The sequence below is a fragment of the Pandoraea morbifera genome (assembly GCF_902459575.1).
Taxonomy (GTDB): domain Bacteria; phylum Pseudomonadota; class Gammaproteobacteria; order Burkholderiales; family Burkholderiaceae; genus Pandoraea; species Pandoraea morbifera.
On the sequence record NZ_CABPSD010000018.1, the window covers coordinates 39,858 to 65,740 of the forward strand.

Sequence of the window (25,883 nt, forward strand, 5' to 3'; positions counted from 1 at the left end):
TCAATAGCACATTGGGTATCATGCCGGGCCGCCCAATCCCTCCAGCGCCGACAGGACTTTTCGCAATCCCGGCGTGAGCGGCTTGTCCTGCCGTACAACAATGGCCAACGTCCGCGTAAGGCTCGGATTCAGCGTCGATATACGCAATCCACGTCGGTAATGGGCCGTACTCACGGACATGCGCGGCACGATGCTATACCCCAGGCCCGCGGCCACCATCTCCTTGATCGCCTCGATGCTTCCGAGCGCCATGACGGGCCGCACGCGCAACCCTTGGCGCAGGAACCATTCATCGATCAGCGCACGCGTGCTGCTGCCCGCCTCGAACGCCACCATCGGCCTGGCGGCCAGCGTCTGGGGCGAGACCTCGTCGACCCAGTCGGCGTCGCCGGCCGGGGCGATCGCCACGAACGCGTCGTCGAGTACCGGGGTAATGTGCAGGCTGCGTCCGGCGGCGGGCAGCGTGACCAGCCCGATATCGAGCCGATTCTCCGTCACGGCGCTCACCACGCCGTCGGTGTTGCCGGTACTCACGCGAATGTCGAGTTTCGGGTGACGCTTGCGCATGGCCCGCAGCATGGGCGGCAGCAGATGAATGCACGCCGTCGCGCCAGTGCCGATCGCCACCTCGCCCGCCACGCCGCGCGCGTGGCTCGATACCGCCTGCATGGCGTCGTCGACCACGGCGTCGATGCGCCGGGCATGCTCCAGCAGCGTCAGCCCCGCCGACGTCGGCTTGAGCCGTTTGCCGACACGCTCGATGAGCCGCACGCCGAGACGCTGCTCCAACTGCCGGACTTGCAGGCTCACGGCCGGCTGCGACAAGTCGAGCCGGGCGGCGGCGGCGGAAAAGCTCCCGGCGTCGATCACCTCGGCAAAGGTGTGAAGCTGGTCCAGATTCAGGCGCCGCATCTCAAAGTTTTCCTTATGAAACGAATAAGATGCCAAGACTTTACCAAGGGATGGCACCGGCGCACCATGCAGAATGTGTCCTCGCCCCGAGGCCGCGTTCCCGCATTTCTCCATTCCCGCGCGCCTCCGGTTCCCCCATGCCCACCGTCATCACTCTCGGCCTTGCGCAACTGATCAACTGGGGTGTGAGCTTTTACTTGCCCGGCGCGTTTGCGTGGCGCATCGCGCGTGCCTCCGGCTGGCCCCAGACATGGGTATTTGCCGGTCCGTCGCTGGCCATGCTCGTCATGGCGGCGGTCTCCCCGCTTTCCGGCCGATGGCTCGATCGCCTGGGCGGGCGCCGCGTGATGTGCGCCGGCACGCTCATCTGCTCGGCGGGCTGTGTGGTCCTCGCCACAAGCACGACGCTGTTCCGGTTCTACGCCGCGTGGTGCCTGCTGGGCGTGGGCATGCGTCTGTCGCTGTACGACGCGGCGTTTGCGACGCTCGCGTCGATCCATGGCGCGTCCGCCCGGCGGCCGATGACGCAGATCACGCTGATGGGCGGGCTGGCCACGACCGTCTTCTGGCCGCTGGGCAACTGGCTCGGCGACACATGGGGGTGGCGCACGGGCGTATTCGTATACGCCGCGATCGGCCTCGTTGCCTGGGCGCTGCTGCGCAGCCTGCCGGCCACCCCGCCACGCGCATGGGCAGTGCACGAGTCCGAAAGTCCACGCGCGACACTGCCCTGGATCCCGGCGCTGCTCTATGGCGCGATCATGGCACTGGTTGCCATTCTGTCGTCGGGACTGGCCGCCCATCTCACGGCACTGCTCGGCGCGCGAGGGCTGCCGGTCGGGCTCGCGGCGTTATGGGGCATTGGTCAGGTGTGCGCCCGCACACTGGAGTGGCTCCAGCCGCGTCAGGCCAGCGCCGTCAAGCTCAACGTCATCGTCGGCTGCGGCCTGCCGCTGTGCTTCGCGCTGGGGCTGGCCGGGCTGTCGTGGGTCGCGGCAGTGGGGGCCTTCATCTTTCTGTACGGTGCACTGAACGGCCTGGCCACGCTGCTGCGCGCGAGCCTGCCGCTGGAGCTCTTCTCGCACGACGCTTACGCGCGGGCGCTGGGCACCCTGCTCACGCCGGCATTCGCCGTGTCGGCCGCAGCGCCATGGGGATATTCGCTGGCGCGCGAGCGCTGGGGCGACGCCGCCATCCTGTGGGTCTCGCTCGTCATCGGCCTGCTGATCGCGATGGCGGCCCTGACGCTGCGGCGTCTGAGGCCGACAGCGCCTGCGCCATGAACGCACGCGGAAACTCGCTCTCCGACTTGCCCCGGCATCGAGATGCACGTGCGACGCCCGGGGGTCGGACCGACCTCAGGAGGCACCGTCGTCCGGCGTCCAGCCGCCACCGAGCGCCCGGTACAGCGCGACGTGGTTGACGAGTACGCGCTGCTTCACGTCGATGAGTTGCTGGGCGGCCTGAAACTCGCTGCGCTGCGCATCGAGGAGTTCGAGGTAGCTCGCCACGCCGTTCGCATAGCGTCGCTCTGCCAGACGCAGGCGCTCCCGCTCCCCGTCCGACACGCGCTTTTGCGCCTGGAACTGTCGCGAAAGCCACTGCCGTGCGGCCAGCGCATCGTCCACCTCGGCAAATGCCGTCTGGATGGCACGCTCGTACGAGACCACGGCCATCTCCTTGCGCACGTTAGCCAGATCCAGGCCCTGAACGTTGCGCCCGCCCTGGAAGATCGGAACGGTGATCTGGGGCACGAACGACCAGACGCCCGAGCCCGCGCCGAACAGATTGGAGAAACTCGCGCTGGCCGTGCCAATGTCCGTCGTCAGCCGGATCGACGGAAAGAACGCCGCGCGCGCCGCGCCGATATTGGCGTTGGCGGCACGCAACTGCGCCTCCGCACGGCGAATGTCCGGACGACGTGCCAGCAGCGACGACGGCAGTCCCGCCGCGACCGGCACGACAAACGCGTCGTCGAGCGTCGCGGCGGCCATCGGCCTCGTGCCGACGTCGCCGGTGAGCACCTGTAACGCGCGCACGATCTCGCTGCGCTGACGCTCGCGCTCGGCCACTGCCGCACGCGCGACCTCAACCTGGGTCACCTCGGTGTTCAGTTCGAGATCGTCGACCAGACCGCGCTGCGCACGCAGGCGAATCACGCGAATGCCCGCCTCGCGCGCGGCCAGTACCTCGCGCGCGTAATCGATCTGCTCGCTACTCGCGACCAGTCCGATATAGGCCGTGGCCACTTCGGCGACCAGACTCACCTGCGCCGCGCGCCGCGCCTCCTCGCTCGACAGATACTCCTGCAACGCGGCGTCGCGCAGACTGCGCACGCGCCCGAAGAAGTCGAGTTCGAACGCGCTCACGCCGACGTTGGCGCGCACGTCGTTGGCCACATACCCTCCTGGCGTGCTGCTGCCGCCCTCGGGCAGTCCGGCCGAGCCGGAGTAGCGCTGGCGGGAGAACGCGCCGCCCGCCTGTACGCTCGGCAGCAGGTTGGCCGCCTCGATACCGTACAGCGCGCGCGCCTCCTGCACGCGCAGCGACGCGAGGCGCAGGTCGCGGTTCTGCTCGAGCGCCTTGCGAATGAGCGCCTGCAGGCCCGGATCGGTAAATACCTGCGCCCAGTCCGCATCGGCCGCCAGCGGCCCGGCCAGCGACAGGGGCATCTCCTGCCCCGGCGGTGTCGCGCCGTACGTGGTCGGCACGGGCGCGGACGGGCGTTCATAGGTCGGTGCCAGCGTACATCCGCCGAGCAAGGCGAACAGGGCGACACCGGCGAAGGCTATCCCGCGCGGGCGGGGGTAAAGCTTGGTCATACTTTCCTCTCGACGGCGGGCGCATCGGCGGGCGACACCCCCTCGCGGTCGTGACTCGCGCCACGGTCCATTTGCGGCCGGCGCCCCGGGCGAACGAAACGACCGACCCACAGGAAGAACAAGGGCACCAGGAAGATCGCAAGCACCGTGGCCGTGACGATCCCGCCAAGTACCGCCACACCGATCGCACGTTGCGCGCCCGACGCCGGCCCCGAGGCGATGGCAAGCGGTACCACACCGAAGCCGAACGCGAGGGACGTCATCACGATCGGGCGCAATCGCAACCGTGCGGCTTCCACCGCGGCATCGAGCCATGTCATGCCCTGCCTGGTCAGATCGTTGGCGACCTCCACGATCAGGATCGCGTTCTTCGCCGACAGACCGATCGTCGCGATCAACCCCACCTTGAAGTAGATGTCGTTGGGCATGCCGAGCAGACTCACCGCACCGAGCGCGCCGATCACCCCGAGCGGCACCACCATGATGACCGCCGCCGGGATCGCCCAGCTCTCGTACAATGCGGCGAGCGCCAGGAACACGATCAGGACCGACAAGGCGAACAGCATGGGTGCCTGTGCGCCGGAGACCCGTTCCTCGAGCGATTGACCGCTCCACTCGTGGCCGATCCCCTTGGGCAGGTCGGCCATCAGTTGTTCCATACGGGCCATTGCCTCGCCGCTGCTCCTGCCGGGGGCCGCCTCACCCTGAATCGTGAACGACGGATAGCCGTTGTAGCGCGTGAGCTGCGGCGAACCGAGCTTCCACCTGAGCGAGACGAACGACGAGAGCGGCACCATCTCGCCGGCGGCGTTGCGCACGCGCAGTCTGCCGACGTCCTCGGGAGACACACGATGGCGCCCCTCGGCCTGCACGATGACGCGACGGTTCTCCGCGCCAAGCATGAAGTCACCCACGTATTCCGAACCGAACATCGTCGCGAGCGTGGTGTTCACATCGTCCATGCCGATCTTGAGCGCTTCCATCTTGCGGCGATCGATCGTCACGTCGATCTGAGGCACGTCGCCCTGCCCCGCAAAAATCACGTTCCTGAGCACCGGGTCGCGCGCGGCCTTTTGCAGCAGCGCGTCGCGCGCGGCGATAAGTGTGTCCTTGCCCACGCCGGCGCGGTCCTGCAGTCGCAGGTTGAAGCCGTTGGACGACCCCAGTTCCGGCAGCGCCGGACTGTTCATCGCGATCATCATGCGATCGGGCTGGCCGGTGAACTTCTCGTTGATGCGCTCGACGATGGCGTTCACGCCGTCGTGCTTCGACGTGCGCTCATGCCAGTCCTTGAGCGTGACGTACAACATGCCGCCGCCGGGGCCGGCGCCGAACTCGTTCCAGCCGCCCAGCAGGAATACGTGCTTGACCGGTTCATGCTGCATCAGATATTGCTCGATGCGCCTGAGCGCAGTCATCGCTTCGGGCAGCGTGGCGCCCTGCGGCTCCGAGGTCATCACCATGAAGCTGCCCGTGTCCTCCTCGGGAATAAACGCCGACGGCAGGCGCAGGAACGCAAGCGGCACGGCGATCAGCACGAGCCCGTACACGACCAGCGCGCGCCACGGACGCCGCAACGTATTGCCCACCGTGCGCGTATAACGCTCGGTGCCCAACGCGAACGCGCGGTTGAACCAGCCGAAGAAGCCACGCTTGTCGTGGTGGTCGTGCGCGATCGGGCGAAGGAGCGTGGCGCACAACGCCGGCGTAAGCGACAGCGCGAGGAACGCGGAGAAGCCGATCGACACCGCGAGCGTGAGCGCGAACTGACGGTAGATGTTGCCCACCGCCCCCGAGAAGAACGCCATCGGCACGAACACCGTCACGAGCACCACGGTGATTCCGACAATGGCCCCGCTGATCTGCGACATCGCCTTGACCGTGGCCGCGTAAGGCGAGAGCCCCTCCTCGACCATGATTCGCTCGGTATTCTCGACCACGACGATGGCGTCGTCGACCAGAATGCCGATGGCCAGCACCATGCCGAACATCGTCAGCGTATTGATCGAGTAGCCGAGCCCGAGCAGTACGCCGAAGGTCCCCAGCAGAGCGACCGGCACCACCAGTGTCGGAATCAGCGTGGCGCGCAGGTTCTGCATGAACAGGTACATCACCAGGAAAACCAGCACCACGGCTTCGAGCAGCGTCTTGAGCACCTTCTGGATCGAGACCCTCACGAACGAGGCCGTCTCGTAAGGCATCTGGTACGTCACGCCCGCCGGGAACAGGCTCGCCTGCTCGTCCATCACCTTGCGAACCGCCTTCATGACTTCAACGGCGTTCGAGCCTGCGGCGAGCTTGATCCCCATGGCGGTGGCCGGCAGGCCGTCCACGCGTGCCGAGTAGTTGTAGTCCGACGCCCCCAACTCCACACGGGCAACGTCGCCAAGCCGGATGGCCGAGCCGTCGGCGCGCACGCGCAGCGGAATGTCCGCGAACCCTTCCGGCGTGGAGAACGTGCTGTCGGAGACGACGTTCGCGTTGATCGGCGCCGACGCGGGTGTCGCGCCTGATCCGATGTCGCCGATCGTCACCCGGGCGTTGTAGGCGCGCACCTTGGAGACGATGTCGGAGGCCGTGAGGTCGAGCGCCACGAGCCGAGCCGGATCGGGCCAGATGCGAATGGCTTTTTCCGTGCCCCAGAACTGCACCTGCCCCACGCCCGGCACGCGCTTGAGCTGGTTCATGACCTGCGAGGCGGCAATCTCGCCCAGGTCGAATTCGCCGATGGCGGGGTTACGCGACGACAGCGTCACGATCATGTGAATGTTGTCGGCCGCGCGCTCGACCTTCACGCCGTAACGCCGCACGACCTCGGGCAGACGCGACTCGACCGTCTTGAGCCGGTTCTGCACCTCCACCGCAGCCAGATCGAGGCTGGTGCCCTGGCGGAAGGTCAGGTTGACCGACGACTCGCCATTGCCGCTGGTGGCCGATGTGTACATGAGGCCGGGCGCACCGTTCATCTGGCGCTCGATGATCGCGGTGACGGAATCCTCGACGACTTTCGCCGATGCACCGGGGTAGCTGCTCCACACGCTGACCATCGGCGGCGCGATGTCCGGATATTGCGCGACAGGCAGCGCCCGGATCGCGAGTACGCCGACGAGCGTGATCAGCAGGGAAATCACCCATGCAAAAACCGGGCGATCGATGAAGAAGCGGGCCATGATTATTGCGTCTCCGCGTGGGAGGCCGGGCGGGCGGGCGCGGGCGCCGCCGGCTTGGCGTCGTCTTGCGGTCCCGGGGCATCGACGTTGCCAGCCTTGCCGGAGTTGTCGGACCTGTTTGGCTCACTGGACATGTCGGCCCGGGCGGCCTCGGGCTTTACCTTGACGTGCATGCCGTCGGAGAACTGCGCGACGTTCTGCACGATGACCTGCTCGCCCCCCTTGAGCCCGTCCGTCACCAGCCAGTCGCGACCGTCCATCGCTTCGGCCCGCACCTTCTTGTCGTGGACCCTGCCCTGTGCATCGACCACGCGCACGACGGCGCCGTCGACCGTGCGAGTGAGCGACTCGCGAGGCACGCGCACGACGTTCGGATTGACCGCCCCCTGCATGCGCACCTGCACGAACGCGCCCGGCAGCAGCACGCCGTCCGGGTTCGGCAGCAGCGCACGCATGGCGATGGTGTCGGTGCCGGGATCGACGGCCAGATCCGTGAAGAGCAGCTTGCCGGGCAACGCGTATTCGCGCCCATCCGGAAGCGTGACATGCACCTGCGGCGCAGCGGCGTCGTTGCCTTGCCGCAGCTTGCCGGCGCGCAGATCGCGCGTCATGGCGTACACCTCGGCGGCCGGCTGCGAGAAGTTCACGTAGATGGGATCGATCTGCTCCACACGCGTGAGCAGCGTGGGCGAATCGAGGCCGACGAGCGCGCCTTCTGTGACTTCGGCCCGACGCACGCGCCCCGCGATGGGCGACTCGACCTTCGTATAGCCAAGGTTGAGCTCCGCCTTGCGCACTTCTGCGCGCGCGGCGAGCACGTCGGCTCGCGTACGCGCCTCGGCGGCGCGGGACTCGGCGTCCTCGCGCGCGCTGATGGCGCGCGCTTCGAGCAGGCCGCGATAGCGCTCCACCTTGTCGCGTGCCGAATCGTACTCGGCCTGCGCCTTGGCGAGCGCGCCGCGCGCGGCGTCTAGCGCCGCCGAGAGCGGCTGCGGATCGATGCGAAAGAGCAGGTCGCCCTTGGCGACCGTCTGCCCTTCCTGGTAGCGGCGCTCGATGACGACACCGCCGGCGCGCGCGCGCACATCGGCACTGCGATAGGCTTCCAGACGGCCCGGCTGCTGCGTCGTGAGCGGCTCGGCGCGCCGCTCCACGGTGCGCACCACGGCTTGCAGCGCGGCATCGGCATCGCGCTTGTCGCCGCGCTCCGAACAGGCGGCGAGCACGAACACACTGACGATCAGGCTGGCACACGAGCCAGTTAGCATTCCGAAGCGGGTTCGGTAGTCGATTTTCGGTGACATGTAATTGCGTTGGATTGACGACATCCGGTCGGCGTGTCGAGTCCGCGTTCGGTGCACGGCGTCGACGATTGGCGAATGCCACTGATGGGGGAAACCGGGGGCCCGCATCGCTCCATGGGCGCCGTGGGTGGCAGGTGCGCATGGTGCGCGGGAGGTCCGTGCCCGGGACCGCTGGACCGGGCGATCCGGGCGATCCGGTCGTCTGCCGCCTCGCCTATGCTGGCGTTTCAATCTGGCGTTTTATTCTGGAGAACGCGATTCTGACGCGAAATTGATGTTAGAAAAAGTTGGAACCCATCTATAAAATGGATAAATGAACTGGACAATTGAACAATTACGCTACTTTGTGGCGGCGGCGGAGGAAGGATCGATATCGGCTGCCGCGCGACGGCTGGGCAAGGCACAGTCAGCGGTGAGCACGGCGATCTCGTTGCTCGAAGCCGATCTGGGCTTCGAGCTATTCGACCGCAGTCGCCGTAATGCGCGACTCACCGATCAGGGCGAGGTGATGTTGCTCGAAGCGAAGGAGTTGTTGCGACAGGCCGAGGGCCTGAACCATCGCGCCAACGCCCTCGCCTTTGGCGAACAACCTCAGCTCTCGCTGGCGCTCGACGAGGCGCTGCCTTATCAGGCCGTGAGCGAGTTGGTGCGCGATCTCGCCTATCAGTTCGCGTATCTGGAACTCACCTTGCTCAACGGCACGTCGACCGAAGTGGCCGAGTACGTGGAGAAGCAAAGGGCGGATATCGGCTTTCACGTCGATCGTGGGGCGATTTCCTCGGCGCTGGGTCACAAGTACGTGGGCTCGGCCGTTCAAGGGGTGTTCGTCGCAGGCGATCATCCGTTGGCCTTTCGCGATCAGGTCACGCGCGGCGATCTCGCCAAATATCGGCAGATTCTGATGCAGATGGACGACTTCACGCCGTTGCAGCTGAGTCCGTCCATCTGGCGAGCGGACAGCTCCTACGTGATCGCCAGCATGGTGGTCGACAAGCTCGGCTGGGCGATCCTCCCCATCGACATTGCGGAATACGAGGATCTTCACGAACTGCGCTGCGACGATCTGGGACTGCCGCAGTTGCCGGTACGCATGCTCTGGCGTTTTGGGCGGGAGCCCAACGACGTCATGCGCTGGTGCGCGGCGCGCTTCGCCGAATTGTTGCGGGCCAGCTCGCAGGAAATTTGACGCTCAGGGTACGCGAGGTCCGCCGGCGGCCGACGCGCGGCGGCGCATGAGGAAGCGGTCGAGCTGCCCCGCGAATGCCTTGCCGTCGCGCGCGCTGAATGGCGCCGGCCCGCCCGTCTCGATGCCGGCGTTGCGCAATTGCTCCATCATGTCGCGCACCGACAGGCGCTCCCGGATGTTCTCAGGCGTGAACCAGTTGCCGCGCGGATCGAGCGCATTGGCGCCCTTCTCGATCACCGCGGCGGCAAGCGGTATATCGGCCGTCACGACCAGATCGCCTGTCAGCGCCATCTCGACGATGCGCGCATCGGCCACGTCGAAGCCTGCCGGCACCTGAATCGCGCGGATGAAGGGCGACGGCGGCGTGCGCAGAAACTGGTTGGCGACCAGCGTGACCGGAATTTCCTCGCGCCTGGCGGCGCGAAAGAGAATTTCCTTGATGACGGCAGGACAGGCGTCGGCATCGACGAGGACATGCATGGCGGTGGGCGCAAGCGAAAACGCACATGATAAGCCAGGGGCACGCGTGCGGCGCACCGCGCCTGCCGCTCAGTCCATCGAGAATCCGACGACGGTGGCTTCGAGTCCGGACTGTGCAAGTGCCGCGTCGATGGCCGCTTCGAGGGCGTCGAAGGAGAAACGGCGCACCGCGATCCCGTCGAGCGCGAGCTGGCGTGCACGAACCAGATTCACCAGCGCGCGGTAGTCGACGGGAGAGTACATGAAGTGCCCCATGACTTCCCATCCGTTGCGCAGCAATTCGCCGTACGGCAGCGGCAGCGCTACGCGCATGCTCCCCATCAGGACCAGACGTCCGCGTCGCTTCAGGCTGTGCAACGCCGCCAGCGTGCCGCACGGATCCTTCGCCTGTCCCACCATGTCGAACGCCAGATCCACGCCCTGCGGCGCGACAGCGCGAATCGCGGCGCGATCGGCATCGACATCCCCACTCAACACCACCGGGCACAAGCGCTCACCGCACAGTCTGGCGAGCGCATCCAGCGATCCGGCGCGACGCCCCAAGGCGATTACCCGCGACGCGCCCATCGCCAGGGCGGCGAGCGCCGCAGCCGAGCCGAAGGCGCCCGTCGCGCCATTGATCACCGCCGTCTCGCCCGCGACCAGGCGGCCGCGACGCAGCCCGCCCATGGGCACGGCAAATCGGGAAAGCACGGCCAGTCGCTCCGACGGGATGTGCGCCAGCCCGTCCAGCTCGACCAGCGCGGACGCCGGAAATTCGGCCACTTCGCGCAGCGAACCGTGGGGAAAGTCCAGCAACAGCGCTTCGCTGTCGTCGCTGATGCCTGTCAGTCCCATCAGGATCTCCGCAGGCGCCTCGACGCTCTCCGGACTCGCCAGATAAGGATTGACGGCCACGCGCTGACCGACACGGAAGTGATGCACCCCCGGCCCGGTCTGCACGATCGTGCCGACGCCGTTCGTCCCGGGCGTGAAGGGACCTTCGGGGTAGCGGTAGGGCAACGTCCCGTTCAGATAGGCGCGCATGTAGCTGAGCAATGGCACCGCTTCCATGCGCACCAGCACGGCACCGGGCCGCACGTTTGGCGGGTCGACCTCGGACAGCACAAGCGGTTGTCCAGGGCGTTCGAGCATCCAGGCTTTCATCATCGTTCTCCGGGAGGAAGTGACACGCATTGCACTTTAGGCGTCCGGTACGTATGTTTGAAATCAATACCTAATATACGAGGCATCACCATGGTGGATTTCAAAGGCGTGGACCTCAATCTGCTCGTCACGCTCGACGCGCTGCTGGCGCAGCGCAATGTCACACATGCGGCACAGCGCCTCGGCCTCTCGCAACCCGCCGTCTCGGCCCAGTTGGCACGGCTGCGGCAAGTATTCGGCGATCCGCTGCTGATACCGGCCGACAGCGGGCGCGGCATGGTGGCGAGCGCTCGCGCGTTGGCGCTGGTCGCGCCACTGCGTGCTGCCCTGAAGGACCTGGAGTTGGTGGTGCGGGCGAGGCCCGGATTCGACCCGCTGACCGATGTGCGGCGCTTCGTGATCGCCGCCAGCGACAATGCCACGTCGACGATCGGCATTTCCCTGCTCGAGCGGTTGCCGCTGGTGGCGGGCGACGGGGTTCAGGTGGCCTTCGTCCACGCGCGGCAGACCGACATCGCAGCGCGACTCGAATCCGGCGAAGTCGATGTGCTGATCGGCTCGGAGCGCATGGTGCCGCCGACCATGCGTGGCCGCAAGCTGCTCGACGAAACGTTCGTGATGGCGCAGCGCAAGGGGCATCCGCGCGGCAAGCGCAAACTCACGCTCGCGGCCTACTGTACGCTGCGCCATGTTCTGGTTTCGACGAGCGGCGGCAGTTTCTTCGGTTTCGTGGACGAACAGCTCCAGACGATGGGGCGCTCGCGCGCGGTCGCCGTCTCGGTGCAGACCTTCACGGTGGTGCCGGAACTGCTGTACCGAAGTGATTATGTCTGCACGATGCCGGCGCGGCTCGCAACGCGCTGCGCCGACCGGCTTGACGCATTCGCGTTGCCGTTCGACCAGCCGGGCTTTTCGTTGAGCGCAGCATGGCACCCGCGCAATCACCACGACCCGGCCGTCGCATGGCTGCGCGCCCAACTGATCGATGCGATCGACGCCGAGACATTTGGGACGTGAGGCGTCGGTGCTGCGTACGTGAGGCGCGCAAGAGGGTCGCGTGAAGAGACTGTGATGCGCCGAAGCGCCCCCGTCTGTACGCAGAAGTCACCGACGCGATTGCCGCCGGCGACGTCAATCGGGCGGGCGAGGGGCTGGACGCCTTGCAGGACAACATCGAAGCCTTCACGCGCGCCACGGTGCCGGGCGACCGCGCCTAGCGAAATTGCGTCGGCACCGGACATGTCGCGTCGCGTATCGAAGCGCAGACGGTGTGGTTCGCGCTGGACTCAGTCGCCGGGCAAGGCGGCGGCGAGCCGCCTGACGGCGGCAAGCGCCTCCGCTTCCGACGCGAAATTGGCGAAACCCATCAATAACCCGCCCTGGCCGCCCCGCCGCGCCCGCCAATCGCTCAACGCCTGCACCGCCAGCCCGCGTGCGCGGGCCGCTGCGGCCAGCGCACTGTCGCTATCGCCTCGCGCCAGATGCGCCAGCACGTGAATCCCACCGGCCTGCGGTTGCACGTGCAGGCGCTCGCCAAAGGTCTGCGCCAATGCGTCGACGAGATAGCCCCGGCGTTGCGCGTACAGGCTGCGCATCTTGCGCAGGTGCCGGCCAAAGTGTCCCTGCTCCATGAAATCGGCGACCATGCCCTGCAACAGGATCGAGCCGGGGCCCGGCATGTGGACGACGGTGTCTCGAAACTTGGCGATCTGCGACTGCGGCACCACAAGATAGGCCAGGCGCAGGCCCGGGAACAGCACCTTGCTGAAGGTGCCCGTATAGAGCACGCGCTCGTTCTGATCCAGACTCTTGAGCGCAGGCAGCGGGCGGCCGTGGTAGCGAAACTCGCTATCGTAGTCGTCCTCGATAATCCACGCCCCCGAGTCCTGTGCCCACGCCAGCAGTTCCAGTCGACGCGGCAGCGACAGCGCCACTCCCGTGGGACTCTGGTGCGTTGGCGTCACCACGGCGAAGCGCGCCTTCGGCGCGCGCCGCTGCCCCTCCCCTACGTTCAGGCCCTCCTCGTCCACCGGCACCGGCGTCAGAAGCATTCCTGCGAACGTCAAACACTGACGCGCGAACAGGTACCCCGGATCCTCGTACCAGCCGGTATCACCCGGCTCGAGCAGCGCACGGCTGACCAGATCGAGCGCGCCGCGATACCCTGCCGTCACGAAAACCTGCTCCGGCGCGCAAACGATGCCCCGCGAGATGCCAAGGTAGCCGGCAATCGCGTGCCGTAGCGGCGCGTACCCCGCGGAATCCGGAACCGTCATGGCCGCCGTCTCCAGCGCGCGCACGCTTCGCCCGGCCAAACGCGCCCACACCTTGCGTGGAAACGCGTCCAACGCCGGCAATCCGAGCTGAAATGGCGCGGCTTCACCGGGCGTCGCCTGCGGCACTCGCGAGGCATCGGCGCTGGACGGCGCCCTGGCACTGGCCACCGCCGGATCGGGCAGGTTCGCGAGCCGCGGTGATACCACCGTCCCCGCCGCGCCGCGCGTAACGAAATACCCCTCGCTCGCCAGCATCTCGTAGGCCGTCTCGACGGTACCGCGTGCAAGGTTCAGGGCGCTGGCGAGACTGCGCACCGACGGCACGCGGTCGCCCGGCCCGAGCATGCCGTTGGCGATGGCCTCCCGATAGCGCCGATACAGCTGGAGATAGACCGGACCGCTGTGATCCCGGCTCGGCTTGAGTTGCTGCAAGTCCATGATCGATGCCCCACTAATTTCTTCAATTCTTGCACCTATTGAGTAGGCCATTGAAAGTCTACATTAGTGGCTCGACGACAAGGAATATCCCATGACAACCTATCAATTGCGCCACCTCGACAGCGATCAGGACATTCAGGCCGGCTTCGGCGTGATGCGGGAGCTGCGCCCGCATTTGACCGACACCGCGGCGTTCATCGCCCAGGTACATCGGCAAGCCCGGCAGGGATACCGGATCCTTGCCGCCTGGCAGGATGACCAGGTCAAGGCGTTGGCCGGCTACCGTCTGCAGGAAAACACCATCTACGGACGCTTCCTCTACGTGGACGACCTGGTCACCACCGCCGACGTGCGCAGCCACGGGCTGGGCGCCCGGCTGCTGGACGCGCTGCGCGACGAGGCGCGCCGTCATGACTGTGCGCACTTCGTGCTCGACACGGGTCTTGGCAACGCACTCGCGCAACGCTTCTACTTCCGACAAGGACTGTTGGCCATGGGCATGCACTTCCGTCAGGCACTGTAAGCCCGGCACCGACCTGCCACCTTCCTTTTTCCCCTTGAGTATCTCGAATTCCGAGAGCTCGCAACATTCGAGCCAATCATGAGCACACCGAAACGCTTGCCATACAACACGCTTTCCGCCGACGCCTATCGCGGCCTGGGCGCCACCAAGACCGCCTTGTTCAAGGGACCGCTGGGCAAGGAGATGATCGAACTGGTGTGGTTGCGGATATCGCAAATCAACGGCTGCGCGTATTGTCTGGAAATGCACACCAAGGCATTGCGTTCGGGAGGCATGCCGGAGGGCAAGCTGGACAGCCTCGCCGGATGGCGCGTAAGCGAATACTTCACGGATCGCGAGCGTGCCGCGCTGGCATGGACGGAATCGCTCACGCACGTCGACCAGACCCACGCGCCGGACGAGGATTACACGCCGCTCGAAGCCTGCTTCAGCGACGTGGAGATTTCCGATCTCACTTTTGCGATTGCCTTGATGAGCGCGTTCAACCGCCTGGCGATCGGCATGCGCCAGTAACCTTTTGCGACAAGCGCCGACTTCATGAAGATCCTGCACATCGACTGCAGTCCGAGAGACGTATCGCACAGCCGCAAGATGTCGGCGGAAATCGTGATGCGTCTTATCGCGCTCGCCCCCGGGGCGAGTGTCATCCGACGCGACTTGGGGCGCGACCCCGTCCCGCATGCGGACGCCGGTTACGCCAATGCCCTGTCGTCACCTGCGTCGCTCGACGCCGGGCAGGCACTGACCGCGACGCAACGCTCGGAGCTACTGATCCGCGAGGTCGAAGACGCCGACGCGCTCGTCATCGGCACGCCCGTCAACAACTTCACGGTGCCGTCCAATCTGAAGGCGTGGATCGATCAGGTATTGCGCGTGAGACGCACGATCGGTACCACGCCCACGGGCGAGAAGATCGGGCTGCTGCAGGACAAGCCGGTATATATCGGCATCGCATCCGGCGGGGTCTTCACCGGAGAGCACGCGAAGCAGCCAGACTTCCTCACGCCTTACCTGCGCGCGGCATTCGCCTGCATCGGGCTGAAGTCGCTTCGGTTCCTGGCGATCCAGGGCACCGCGTTTCGCGACGACGAGCAATTGCGTGCCGAGCGAATTGCGCTGGTGGCGTCGCTGGATATGGCGGGCGTGACATGATGCCTCGCCGCTGAACACCCCGTTCTCGACCTGTTCCCGGATGGCCCGAGCGGCGAACCGCAGGCTCGAATCCCGACGTCATTCGGTATTTTCTCGTATACGAGAATTATTATTCTCGTATACGATAACCGTGTGACTGCAAGCACATCGAGCAGACGTCTGCGGCCGCATCCCTCACCATTCCGGACACAGAAAAATGAAGAACGAAATCACGCGTATGAAAACGAACGGCCGCATGAGTCAGGTGGTCGTTGCCGGTGGCATCGTATATCTGGCCGGGCAAGTGCCCGAAACGCCAGACGGAACGGTCACCGAGCAGACCATCGGGGTTCTGAAGCAGATCGATGCATTGCTCGCTTCGGCGGGTGTCGACAAAACCCGCCTTCTGACGGCGAACATCTGGCTTTCGGATGCGCGTCATTTCGACGAGTTCAACCGCGTCTGGGATCTCTGGGTTCCCGAAGGCCATGCCCCCACGCGCGCGTGCGTGCAATCACCGCTGATGCGAGCCGGCTTCCATGTGGAAATCGCCGTGACCGCCCTGGCTTAGCAACACGAAACGGTTGACCGGACGCGCAGCACGATGCACTGACGCGGGCGAAATTCGGCAACAGGAAAAAACGCCCTTCGTGAAGAAGGGCGAAAAATTGCCGGAGTTTTGGCGATGCCCGGCAAATCGTCGGATCCGGCTGGCTCTGGCCGGACATGACAATCGATGCACGCGTGACACCTCGAATCACGCGAATGGATTTTCGACACGAGGCCAGTAGTTGAGACTGCGGCGACGATACGGAATCGTCGCGAAGTCTGTCGACAATGCGCCTGGCGACGCGACGTGCACGATGGCCTTCGCGCGGGGAGCGAATTCTGCCTGGAAGTGCTGAGTCGATTTCACGATCACGAGTCGCTTCGCCTGCATCGCGATGCCCAGTCCAGTGAAAGCGTCCACCCCCATGACTTGTGTACGTATGGAAACCAGTACGATGTCCAATCCGTGCGCTGCTTCGACCCAGACCGATCGTCCCAGGGGAATCGACATTCCGCCGATGCTTTGCGAATGCGCCTCGTGCACCGCTCGAATGGTCACTCTCAGATCGATGGGATCGCCGGATGCCGGGCCGCATTTCCCGCCGATGCGAAGATCGAGTGTGGCGCCAACGCCTGCATCCGCGCAGATTTGAATGGCGCCGAGGTCCCAGATGCACCCCAGGGCCACATCAGGAATCTGACGCTCGACCACCCGGCGAAGAATGAACGTGCTGTCTCCCGGCGCGCCGCCACCCGGGTTGTCGGCGACATCCGCTACCACGACCGGGCCGACACCCACGGCCAGTGCCGCGTCAAGCCCCGGGTCCAGCGCGCGCCATTCGGCCTGCACCTGATGCCGCAACGCCCAGAATTCACTTCCCAGTTGATTCGCCAGGGCACTCGCGCGCGCCGGTTCGCCGTTTGCGATCACCCAGAGCTTTGCGCCGGCTTCGGGAACATCGCCCCAAGGAAACCCGTGGCCGAGGGATACGGACAGAATGCCGCCCAGTCCTTCGAATGACTTCATTCGTCGAACGAAGCCCGCCATGGGCTCGGACGTCGTATGCCATGCGCCGACCATGCGGCAGTTATACGTCGCCGTGACCGGCGTAATCTTCCCTTCGGCGGCTTGCGTCACCAGTCGATAGACTTCGTGCAGCCGGTCGAGCGCATCGGTATGCGGATACTCCTTGTATGCGATGAGGACATCGGCACAGCCCTGCATCCGTTCGGTGAAATGGCAGTGCGGATCGAGCGTTGCGCCAATGGGCACATCCGGGCCCACGACGTCGCGGATTCGCTCAAGAAGATCGCCTTCGCAATCGTCCTGGTCCTGCGCCACCATGGCTCCGTGAAGCATCAACACCACGGCATCGAGCGGCAGCGCGGCGCGAACCCCGGCAACGATTTCGTCGCGCAGCGTCTCGTAGACTTCGCGAATTACCGGCCCCGACGGCTGCGCCTCCGCGCCCAGCCCTTCGGCGATCTCGTGCCCGTCCGAGCGAGCAAGACGCCGAAGCTCGGCCAGTAGATAGCCCACCCCTTCAGGCGAGCGATGGCTCGCGTCGCCCCGATAGATTCCATACTCCTGAAACCCTCCCCACCCCGTGGGGCACGGTGCAAACGTATTCGTTTCCGTGGAAAAGTGTGCCGCGAAAATCTTCATTGAGCGTCCAGATGAGTGAAGAAAGCCGTTGCATGCACTCTATTGGACGCTCGTTGCCTGATTGTGAGCAGAGTGTATCGACATTGACACATGCGGCGGAACAAACGTCCGAACGTGCCGCGCCCTGCCCGGCTACCGCCTCGGTAGAACCACGCGCGCGATCAGGCCGCCGTCTCGCCCGTTGCGCAGCGTCAACGATCCGGCGTGCCGCTTCACGACATCGTTGGCAATGGCCAGCCCCAGCCCGGTACCGCCGGTATCGCGACTGCGAGATCGCTCGAGCCGGAAAAATGGCTCCAGCACCCGCGTGAGATCGCACTCGGGAATACCGGGCCCCCGATCGATGATGTCGATGCGGACCTCCTCGTCGCCATCGATCAGTTGAATTTCCGCTTCGCCGCCATAGCGGATCGCATTCGCCACCAGATTGGTCAGACAACGCTTCAACGCCAACGGTTGGGCGAGCAGCGGCGCAATGGCGCCGCTCACGCGGACTTGCTGACCACACTCCAGTGCATCGTCCGCAATGGCCTCCATGAGAGCGTCGATATCGATGGGGCTGAATTCTTCCGTCACGGCCTCGTTGCGCAGGAAAGAAAGCGTGGCATCGAGCAGCTGCGTCATTTCATCGATGTCCGCGATCATTCGATCGTTGATCTCCGAGGTCTCGAGCGTGCGCACGCGCAAACGCATGCGCGTGAGCGGCGTGCGCAGGTCATGCGAGACGGCGGCGAGAAAGCGATTTCGCTCGTTCACCTGCCGCCGTATCGCCGCTTGCATCGAGTTGAAAACGCGGGCGGCCTGACGCGCTTCGACCGGCCCCGCTTCCGGAATCGGCGGGGCATCCATGTTGCGGGACAGGGCCGCCGCCCCGGCGGCCAGCGATTTGAACGGGACCGACAACATGCGCGCACCGATCCAGGACGAGAACAAAAGCGGAACGATCTGCACCGCGGCGCTGAGCCCCAATTGGAGCGCGGTCGACATGCCGGGGGGCGCCTTGAAGGCTGCCGCGGAGTAAAGCGTGTAGAGAAGGATCGCGGTGCACGCCTGCGTCAGCGCCACCATGACAAGCATGACAAACAGCAGCCGATAGAACGCGGAATCGAACGATGGCTTTTGCATGATGGTCGCGGCAGGCGCCGTGGAAGAGAGCTCGAACATGCGAGCCATTATCCCCTGCCCGTGTAGCGGCTTCGTCAACAGATTGTTTCAAAACGGCAACACGCGAGCGGCGATCGCTTCGGCATCGAATTCGCCTGGCATGGAGGCACGACCGGGCGATCAATGTTTCACGCGCGATACAAAGTCCACATGAACCAGAAATATCGCCCCAATAACGTTCACTCCGGAGTCGCGGACATCCCGCCCCAAACGATCCATACCGCGAAGGCACTCATGACGGCCCAAGCGCGGAAATTCCGGAGGAGAGGACAGTGGCAATCAGACAGCATCGCAGGCATACGGCAGCGCCCACGCGCCGATTCAGGCTTCGGCCGAACAGCGGACCCTGGTTGGTCGGTTCGCTGCTGGGACTGGCGTCGGCCTACGGCCATGCGCAGAGCGTGGCACTGCCGGAAGTGGCCTCGGCGACAAGCGCCGAAGCCGGACGCACCGACCCGTCGGCCGATGCCGATGCGGGGGCGAGTCGTGAGGCACCGACCGCGCCCCCGGCGTCGGCAAAGGATCGCGCGACGCTGAACACGGTCGTTGTGACGGCAACACGTCGTCGCGAGCCTGCACGCGAAGTGCCGATGCAGATCAACGTCATTTCCGCCGACGAGTTGCAGAAGAGCGGTGCGAAAACCATGTCCGATTTTCTGTCGGCAGAGCCCGGCGTCGATCTCAACACCCAAGGCGGGAGCGGCGCCGGCCAGATCAGCATGCGCGGGGTCACTACCGGACAGCAGACCGGCCCGACCGTGGGAGTCTACGTCGACGACGTCGCCTTTGGCGGAAGCACGGTCTTCTCGCAAGGTGCCACGTTCGCATTGGACATGAGCCTGCTGGATCTGAATCACATCGAAGTGCTGCGAGGTCCTCAGGGCACGCTCTACGGTGCCGGCGCGATGGGCGGGTTGCTCAAGTACGTAACCAACGAGCCCGACACCAGCGAGTTCTCCGGGCAGGCCAGCGTGGGACTGTCGTCGACCAAGCACGGCGGCATTGGCAATACGGCGAGCGCACTGCTCAACGTCCCCATCAAGAGCGACGTTGCGGCCGTTCGCGTCTCGGCGTTCAGTCAGCACGAGGGCGGCTACGTCGATGCAGTCGGTCCACAGGCAGGAAGCCGAATCGACAGAGGCGATACCTACGGCGCACGCGCGTCACTGCTCCTGACCCCGACAAATCAATTGACCGTGCGACTGAGCGCGATCACACAGAACATCCATCGAAACGCACCGAATTACGTTGCTTACGACAAAAGCGGTCAACCTGTCGACGGTGACCTGACGACGCGAATTTTTGCCCCCGAGCCCTTTCATCAGAACGTTCAGCTTTATTCGCTCGGCGCCGAGTACGACTTCGGATGGTCCCGTTTCAACTCGATCACGTCGTATCAATCGGTGAGGACGGACCAGCCTCAGGACCTGTCTGTGGTCTATGTGCCGGCACTCTCCGCGCAAGGGCTCAATCTGAACTCCGTGGTCGCAGGAAATCTGGTAACCACTAACAAAGTGACGCAGGAATTTCGATTGACGTCGCCCGCGAACCGCCGCCTCGAATGGCTGGGCGGGCTCTTTTTCACCCGGGAGCGCAGCGAGTCGGATCAGGGCATCGTAGGGGCGTTACCCAACGGCGCCGCGCCGTCGCTGTCCTCGCTCACGGCGCCCAGCACCTATACCGAGTATGCCGGGTATGGCGACCTGACCTACCACGTGACGCCGCGTCTCGCGCTTACGGGCGGCATCCGGATCGCGCACAACCGGCAGACTTACGAACAGACAACGTCCGGCCTTCTCGGTGGCCCCCCTCAGACGATATCCGCGCCTTCGTCGGACACGAGCAAGACCTACATGCTCACGGCCAGCTACGGTTTGACCGAGAACAGCAACGTCTACGTCCGCGCGGCCAGCGGATATCGTCCGGGCGGGCCGAACGCGCTGCTCAACAGCCCGATCACCGGTCGTCCGGGCAGCGGCAGCCCGACGTTCCAGCCCGATACGCTGTGGACGTACGAGGCCGGCTACAAGGCCGACCTGCTCGACAAACGCCTTTCGTTGTCGGCCACCGTGTACGACATCGAATGGAAGAACATTCAGCAGTTCGGCGCGCTCGAAGGTATCAATCAGGTCATCAACGCGGGCAACGCCCGGATCAAGGGATTCGAGTTGGCCAGCAGCCTGCGTCCCGATCGACATTGGAACTTCAGCCTCGGCTTCTCCTACATCAACGCCAGGTTGACGCAGGGAAATGCCGCCACAGGAACGCAGTCCGGCGACCCATTGCCGAACTCCGCCAAGTTCTCGGCCACCTTGACGGGGACTTACCACTTCTCGCTCGGTCCGTACGCCTCATATGTCGGTATCGCAGAACGCTTCGTCGGCCGTCGCCACGCAGGGTTCGGCAACAGCAGCGGACGACCGGATTACCCGCTCCCCGGTTACGCGGTAACCGACCTCCAGGCCGGCATCGACTTCGGCAAGGCGAGCCTGAGCTTCTACGTGCGCAACCTGTTCGACCGCCGTGCGTTGCTTGCCGCAGGGACCGCCTTGATGCCACTTGGCGGGCCGGCGCTCGTCAGCGTGGAGCAACCGCGCACCATCGGCGCCGTGCTTACCGTTCCCTTCTGAGCTCGGCCGCGACATTCCGGAGACCTTCCTATGAATTTGCAACAGAAAGACCTGCACGCGCGCCTCGATGCTCTTCTGGCGCGGTTCAATCGCAGCGATGCGCCTGGCCTCGTCGTCGGCGTTGCATGGCAGGGGCGGGCGCTGTACCGCAAGGGGTTCGGCATGACGAGCCTCGAGCACGGAGTCGCCAACACCCCGGCGACGCGCATGCGCATCGGCTCGACCAGCAAACATTTCGCGTGCCTTGCCGCCCTGCTTCTCGCGGAAGACGGGAAGCTGGATATCGATGCCGGCGTTCGCACCTATATTCCCGCCTTGCCCGAACTGGCGGGAGAGCCCACGCTCCGCCAGTTGATGACGCACACCAGCGGATATCGCTGCTATCTGGACCTGTCGTTGATCACCCAAGGGGTTTCCATGATCGGACGCGGCATGCCGCTGGAGATAGAGTTGCGTCAGCGGGCGGTCAATTTCCCCCCCGGCGAACGCATGATCTATTGCAACGGCGGCTACCACCTTCTGTCGCAGATCATCGCGCAGGTCAGCGGCACGTCGTTCGAGAAATTTCTCGAACAGCGGATCTTCCGCGTCATGGGCATGAACGACACCGAGTCCGTGAGCGACGACCTGCGAATCCGGCCGCGCATGGCCACTCAGCATGTACCCGACGGCGCCGGCGGCTACTTGCGCGGCTTGTTCCCGAGTCTCGACGTATTGGGCGAGGGCGGTATCGTCTCCACAATCGACGACATGCTGAAGTGGGCCGGCCACCTGCGTGAACCTGGCAAGCTCGGCAGCCCGAACACATGGCGCGAAATGCTGACAATGCCGCAATATTCGAGCGGCGAATTCGGCATCTACGCGCTGGGACTGATGCGCACGCGATATCGCAACGTCGACACGATTCATCACGCGGGCGGCGTTTTCGGAGGAACCAGCCAGATGTTGACGGTTCCCGCCCACGCGCTGGACATCGTTATCATGAGCAACGGCGCCCCGGTCGACCCTGTCGCGCTGGCGACCGAGATTGTGGATATCGTGCTCGGTGACGAGACGCTCGGCCCGCCGCGCAAAGCGGCGCAGCGAACCGTCGAGCGCCCGGGGCTGCCCGGAAAATATCTGTCGACTGCCCGCGTCGAGCTCGTCGAGATTGTCGATCGGGAGGGCCGTCTTCACATCGCCACGCACAATCAACCTCACCACCTCCAGCCGCTGGTCGCCCAGGAACAGGGGTACATCATCGATGACGGCGCTGGCGCTCGCACGCGCGTCGTGCCGCATTCGTGCGCGGCGTCCGGTGAGGTACCTGCCATCGACTTCATCGAGTGCGGACACGCCGTCACACTGCATCGGATTGACGCCGCACCGCCGACCGACGCGCTGGGGGTGAGCGCGATATGCGGTCAGTATTTCAGTCACGACGCGGATGCGCACGCCGTCATCTCGGTGGAGGCACGGGAGGCGGAGGATGCGGGGCCGCTGACGCTGTTCATTCGCGGCGCGACGGGCGGCGCGCGGTATCGCCTGGATGCACTGACCCCCGATGTCTGGAGCTTCCAACCCGCCGATGCCGCGACATTATCGACGGGTACCCTGCGGATCGAGCGGCAAGCGGACAAGGTCGCACGGATTTCGCTCTACACCTCTCGGACGCGCGCCCTGGCGTTCTCCCGAATCGATTAGCGATCACGTCTGGAGGGCTCGCGCGTGCCCTCCTGCTTCGATTGGCGTCGGCCGGGGCCGGCGCCTACTTCCGGGGCGCCGGTGACGGGGACTTCACGAATCGCAGGTTTCGCGTGCGGACGGTATTTACGGAAACGCCCGTCACGCGACCAGTGTTCCGGCATCTGACGACCGCAATGGTTCCCGCGAGCATGGCGTTCGGCCCACCGGGCGAAAAGCGAAAGAGGTCGACATCAACGGGGGCGACATCGTACTGGCATTCCCCCGCTCTGCCCGCCATCACGAGCAACATCGCCGCGCCGACACCGTCATGCGCAGGTTGATCCGGCGGCATGGGTCGCAACGTCGCAACCGCGTCGGCTTCCTCGCAGACGTACTCGCCACTCAGCGCTTCGATGGCATCGACATCCAGGCACGGGGGCGTCTCGATCCGGCGATAGGCTCTCGCGTGGCCGCAGTGGGCGATGCGCAAGCGCCGCCCATCGTCGGGCGCGGCGGCGTTTTTCCACTGCAGCACGAATGACCCGTCGCCACTCGACTCCAGCGCGAACTCGGGTGAGCCGCCGTCGGGGACATCACGCCTGAAGAGCCAGGGCGCCCCGGACTCAAGCGGCCCACCGAGCAGCATGTCGCCGCCTCGCTCGCCGATGTCATAGACGAGGTCGCCGTCCACTTCCCGGTAAGTCCCCGCCAGATCGCCCGTGGGGTCGATTTTGGCGGGCGTCGGCACCGGGTATTCGCTCATCCGGTCTGCGAGCAGGATATCCAGCATTCGCAACGAAAGCTCGGCTGGCGAGGGAATCGCGCCGTTACTCAGCAGCACGATATCGATGCCGTGCGCAGGCACGCAGAGCATCTGGCACGTGCCACCGACCACGCCGCCGGCATGGTGAATGAGCTCGCACCCACGATAGCGCGTGCGCTTCAGGCCCATCATGTAGTCACTGCGCGCACCGCTGGAAAATACGGGCGATGAAAACATCGCCTCCCACGTGGCGAGGGATCCCACGGACTTCTCGCCTCGCAAATGGGCGCACCACTTGAGCATGTCATCGACGCAAGAGACGACACCCCCCTCCCCGAGAATTTCATGCGATGGAAAAATCCCGCGCTCGTAAGTGCCGTCACCGCGAGGGAGATGGCTCGCCGCCACGTGACTTCGGATCTGGTAATCGTCGGGCAGGCAGAACGTGTCGTTCATGCCGAGGGGTTCGAATATTGCCGATGCGAGGAGCGCCGCGAAGGGCTGTGCGCTGACGCGCTCGAGCACCCGCGAAATCAGGTGATATCCGCCATTGCAGTACATCATGCGCTCGCCCGCAGCAAAGTTGACGCCAGACTGCCGACCCTGAATGTCCAGCAGGTAGCCGGCAGGCGGTGCGGCCAATCCGTTGGTAAGCAGCGAGATGTCGAGCGCGCAGCGCTGCCCGCTGGTGTGGAACATGAACGAGCGCAGCGTCGCATCGCCCGCCACGCCCGAAAGTTCGGGCAAATATCGTCTTACGGGCGCATCGATGTCCAGCGCGCTCGCTTCCTGGAGCAGCAAGGCGGCCAGGCAGGTCATGTGTTTGGTCGTCGACCCGATGCGCAATCGGGTCCGTACATCCAGTCCGACGCCCGTCCCGACGTTCGCCATTCCGAATGCCCGGCGCAGCACGATCGCCTCGTCGATCGCCGCCGCGACGACCACACCGGGGGCGTCGCTTCGATTGAACGGTTCGAACAGCGCCGTCAGCATTGTCGCATCAAAGCGTTGGTGTACCGGCACAGCGGATCCACCCGTGTCACATTGGTTCCGATGTGGCATCGTCGTGCCCCCACGGAGTGTCGGGACCCTGCACATGTCCGTGACGGTACTCGAATGCGGGCGAGCGGTCCCGTGCCAGAAAGCAAGGCCCATCGAGGTCGACCCGATCGCACAGTTGTCCCAGAATGTATGCCGGCGCCACGCCGAGCGACGTGCACGGCATACAACCGACCATGACCGAGAGCCCGAGACTCCGGATCGAGGTGACGAGCGTCAACGCGCGCGTCAGCCCGCCGCATTTGTCGAGCTTGACGTTCACCACGTCATAACGGCGGGCGACCACGGCAAGATCGTCGAGATCCTGAAACGACTCATCCGCGGCCATGCGAATCGGATACCGCATTGACTCGAGGCATGCGTCCTCGCCAGCCGGCAAGGGTTGCTCGAGGAGATCGACGCCGGTGGCCTGCATGACCGGAAGCATCCGAAGCATGTGCTCCCGCGTCCATCCTTGATTGGCGTCGACGGCCAATGCGGCCCGGGGACAAGCCGCCCGAATGGCGATGAGCCGATCCGCGTCGAACGCGCTCCCGTCGAGCTTGACCTTGAGCGCCGCGGCGCCCTCGTAACGCCGAGCCGCCGCGGCCATGGCGTCCGCGGTATCCACACCGAGCGTGAACGTCGTTTGCAGCGGGCGCAAACGAGAGCGTCCCACGAGGTGCGCGACCGTCGTGGCGCCGTGTTGGGCGGCCAGCGACCACAACGCCGCATCGACCGCGTTCCTGGCGCCGCCGGCAGGCAGCAGCCCAATGAGCGCCTCCCGCGAGATGCCGCGTTCGATGTCGGGCCCTATCGCGGCGATTTGTGCGGCCATCGATTCCGGTGTCTCGCTCCGGTAGTACACGCCGGCGGCTTCGCCGAGGCCTTCGTACCGCCCCGAATTCAGGCAGACGACCAGGACTCGGGCAGCCTCGACGGTATGGCCCGAGATGTGAAACGGCGTGGCCAACGGCCACCGTTCGATGCGGACCGAAAGGGTGCAGGGAATTTTCATGA

20 protein-coding genes are annotated in these 25,883 nt (G+C 65.2%); 9 read left to right on the forward strand and 11 right to left on the reverse strand.

Going from position 1 to position 25,883, the window contains the following annotated elements; all coding sequences use genetic code 11:
• Window positions 1-18: 18 nt before the first annotated feature.
• Entirely contained in the window at window positions 19-912 is an 894-nt protein-coding gene (locus PMO31116_RS21345) for a LysR family transcriptional regulator (RefSeq protein WP_150568451.1), read from the reverse strand.
• A 137-nt stretch (window positions 913-1,049) separates the two neighbouring features.
• Between PMO31116_RS21345 and PMO31116_RS21350 the strand changes: the two genes are divergently transcribed.
• On the forward strand, window positions 1,050-2,195 hold the full coding sequence (locus PMO31116_RS21350) for an MFS transporter (RefSeq protein ID WP_217424767.1): 1,146 nt from the start codon (window positions 1,050-1,052) through the stop codon (window positions 2,193-2,195).
• 75 nt (window positions 2,196-2,270) lie between these two features.
• Here PMO31116_RS21350 and PMO31116_RS21355 read toward each other — a convergent pair whose 3' ends face one another.
• The 3 genes from PMO31116_RS21355 to PMO31116_RS21365 are packed head-to-tail and all read right to left on the reverse strand — an operon-like array spanning window position 2,271 to window position 8,172.
• A complete protein-coding gene (locus PMO31116_RS21355; protein WP_150568452.1) occupies window positions 2,271-3,734 on the reverse strand; it encodes an efflux transporter outer membrane subunit in 1,464 nt (487 codons plus the stop codon).
• Window positions 3,731-6,904 (reverse strand): multidrug efflux RND transporter permease subunit, encoded by a 3,174-nt coding sequence (locus PMO31116_RS21360; protein ID WP_150568453.1) that lies wholly within the window; start codon window positions 6,902-6,904, stop codon window positions 3,731-3,733. The genes PMO31116_RS21355 and PMO31116_RS21360 overlap by 4 nt, the downstream gene beginning before the upstream one ends.
• A gap of 2 nt (window positions 6,905-6,906) precedes the next feature.
• A complete protein-coding gene (locus PMO31116_RS21365; RefSeq protein WP_246185419.1) occupies window positions 6,907-8,172 on the reverse strand; it encodes an efflux RND transporter periplasmic adaptor subunit in 1,266 nt (421 codons plus the stop codon).
• A gap of 349 nt (window positions 8,173-8,521) precedes the next feature.
• Here PMO31116_RS21365 and PMO31116_RS21370 point away from each other — a divergent pair, with 349 nt between their 5' ends.
• Window positions 8,522-9,394: a LysR family transcriptional regulator gene (locus PMO31116_RS21370; protein ID WP_150568455.1), complete on the forward strand. Its 873-nt coding sequence runs from the start codon at window positions 8,522-8,524 to the stop codon at window positions 9,392-9,394.
• A 3-nt stretch (window positions 9,395-9,397) separates the two neighbouring features.
• Here PMO31116_RS21370 and PMO31116_RS21375 read toward each other — a convergent pair whose 3' ends face one another.
• On the reverse strand, window positions 9,398-9,874 hold the full coding sequence (locus tag PMO31116_RS21375) for a YaiI/YqxD family protein (RefSeq protein WP_150568456.1): 477 nt from the start codon (window positions 9,872-9,874) through the stop codon (window positions 9,398-9,400).
• A gap of 69 nt (window positions 9,875-9,943) precedes the next feature.
• Window positions 9,944-11,020 carry a zinc-binding dehydrogenase gene (locus PMO31116_RS21380; protein ID WP_150568477.1) on the reverse strand — a complete coding sequence of 359 codons (1,077 nt, stop codon included), beginning with the start codon at window positions 11,018-11,020 and terminating at the stop codon, window positions 9,944-9,946.
• A gap of 90 nt (window positions 11,021-11,110) precedes the next feature.
• Here PMO31116_RS21380 and PMO31116_RS21385 point away from each other — a divergent pair, with 90 nt between their 5' ends.
• Window positions 11,111-12,037, forward strand: coding sequence for a LysR family transcriptional regulator (locus PMO31116_RS21385; RefSeq protein ID WP_150568457.1), 927 nt, complete (start codon window positions 11,111-11,113; stop codon window positions 12,035-12,037).
• A gap of 269 nt (window positions 12,038-12,306) precedes the next feature.
• Here PMO31116_RS21385 and pdxR read toward each other — a convergent pair whose 3' ends face one another.
• Window positions 12,307-13,734 carry a MocR-like pyridoxine biosynthesis transcription factor PdxR gene (gene pdxR, locus PMO31116_RS21395; protein WP_150568458.1) on the reverse strand — a complete coding sequence of 476 codons (1,428 nt, stop codon included), beginning with the start codon at window positions 13,732-13,734 and terminating at the stop codon, window positions 12,307-12,309.
• A gap of 91 nt (window positions 13,735-13,825) precedes the next feature.
• Between pdxR and PMO31116_RS21400 the strand changes: the two genes are divergently transcribed.
• The 4 genes from PMO31116_RS21400 to PMO31116_RS21415 all read left to right on the forward strand — a co-directional run bounded on the left by PMO31116_RS21400 (window position 13,826) and on the right by PMO31116_RS21415 (window position 15,959).
• Entirely contained in the window at window positions 13,826-14,257 is a 432-nt protein-coding gene (locus PMO31116_RS21400) for a GNAT family N-acetyltransferase (RefSeq protein WP_150568459.1), read from the forward strand.
• 78 nt (window positions 14,258-14,335) lie between these two features.
• Window positions 14,336-14,770, forward strand: coding sequence for a carboxymuconolactone decarboxylase family protein (locus PMO31116_RS21405; RefSeq protein WP_150568460.1), 435 nt, complete (start codon window positions 14,336-14,338; stop codon window positions 14,768-14,770).
• 24 nt (window positions 14,771-14,794) lie between these two features.
• Entirely contained in the window at window positions 14,795-15,409 is a 615-nt protein-coding gene (locus tag PMO31116_RS21410) for an FMN-dependent NADH-azoreductase (RefSeq protein ID WP_150568461.1), read from the forward strand.
• 196 nt (window positions 15,410-15,605) lie between these two features.
• Complete coding sequence (locus PMO31116_RS21415; protein WP_150568462.1) at window positions 15,606-15,959, forward strand: RidA family protein; 354 nt, start codon at window positions 15,606-15,608, stop codon at window positions 15,957-15,959.
• A 186-nt stretch (window positions 15,960-16,145) separates the two neighbouring features.
• Here the strand turns inward: PMO31116_RS21415 and PMO31116_RS21420 are convergent, their stop codons facing one another.
• Entirely contained in the window at window positions 16,146-17,603 is a 1,458-nt protein-coding gene (locus tag PMO31116_RS21420) for a M81 family metallopeptidase (RefSeq protein ID WP_150568463.1), read from the reverse strand.
• A 132-nt stretch (window positions 17,604-17,735) separates the two neighbouring features.
• Window positions 17,736-18,767: an ATP-binding protein gene (locus PMO31116_RS21425; RefSeq protein ID WP_150568464.1), complete on the reverse strand. Its 1,032-nt coding sequence runs from the start codon at window positions 18,765-18,767 to the stop codon at window positions 17,736-17,738.
• Window positions 18,768-19,039: 272 nt separating this feature from the next.
• Here PMO31116_RS21425 and PMO31116_RS21430 point away from each other — a divergent pair, with 272 nt between their 5' ends.
• Together PMO31116_RS21430 and PMO31116_RS21435 are read left to right on the forward strand one after the other, a co-directional pair.
• Window positions 19,040-21,397: a TonB-dependent receptor gene (locus PMO31116_RS21430; protein ID WP_246185420.1), complete on the forward strand. Its 2,358-nt coding sequence runs from the start codon at window positions 19,040-19,042 to the stop codon at window positions 21,395-21,397.
• A gap of 30 nt (window positions 21,398-21,427) precedes the next feature.
• A complete protein-coding gene (locus PMO31116_RS21435) occupies window positions 21,428-23,080 on the forward strand; it encodes a serine hydrolase domain-containing protein (protein WP_150568465.1) in 1,653 nt (550 codons plus the stop codon).
• Window positions 23,081-23,144: 64 nt separating this feature from the next.
• Here PMO31116_RS21435 and PMO31116_RS21440 read toward each other — a convergent pair whose 3' ends face one another.
• Together PMO31116_RS21440 and PMO31116_RS21445 are read right to left on the reverse strand one after the other, a co-directional pair.
• A complete protein-coding gene (locus PMO31116_RS21440) occupies window positions 23,145-24,848 on the reverse strand; it encodes a serine hydrolase domain-containing protein (protein ID WP_174971674.1) in 1,704 nt (567 codons plus the stop codon).
• 16 nt (window positions 24,849-24,864) lie between these two features.
• Window positions 24,865-25,881, reverse strand: a complete 1,017-nt coding sequence (locus PMO31116_RS21445) for a dipeptide epimerase (RefSeq protein WP_150568467.1) — start codon at window positions 25,879-25,881, stop codon at window positions 24,865-24,867.
• Window positions 25,882-25,883 lie beyond the last annotated feature (2 nt).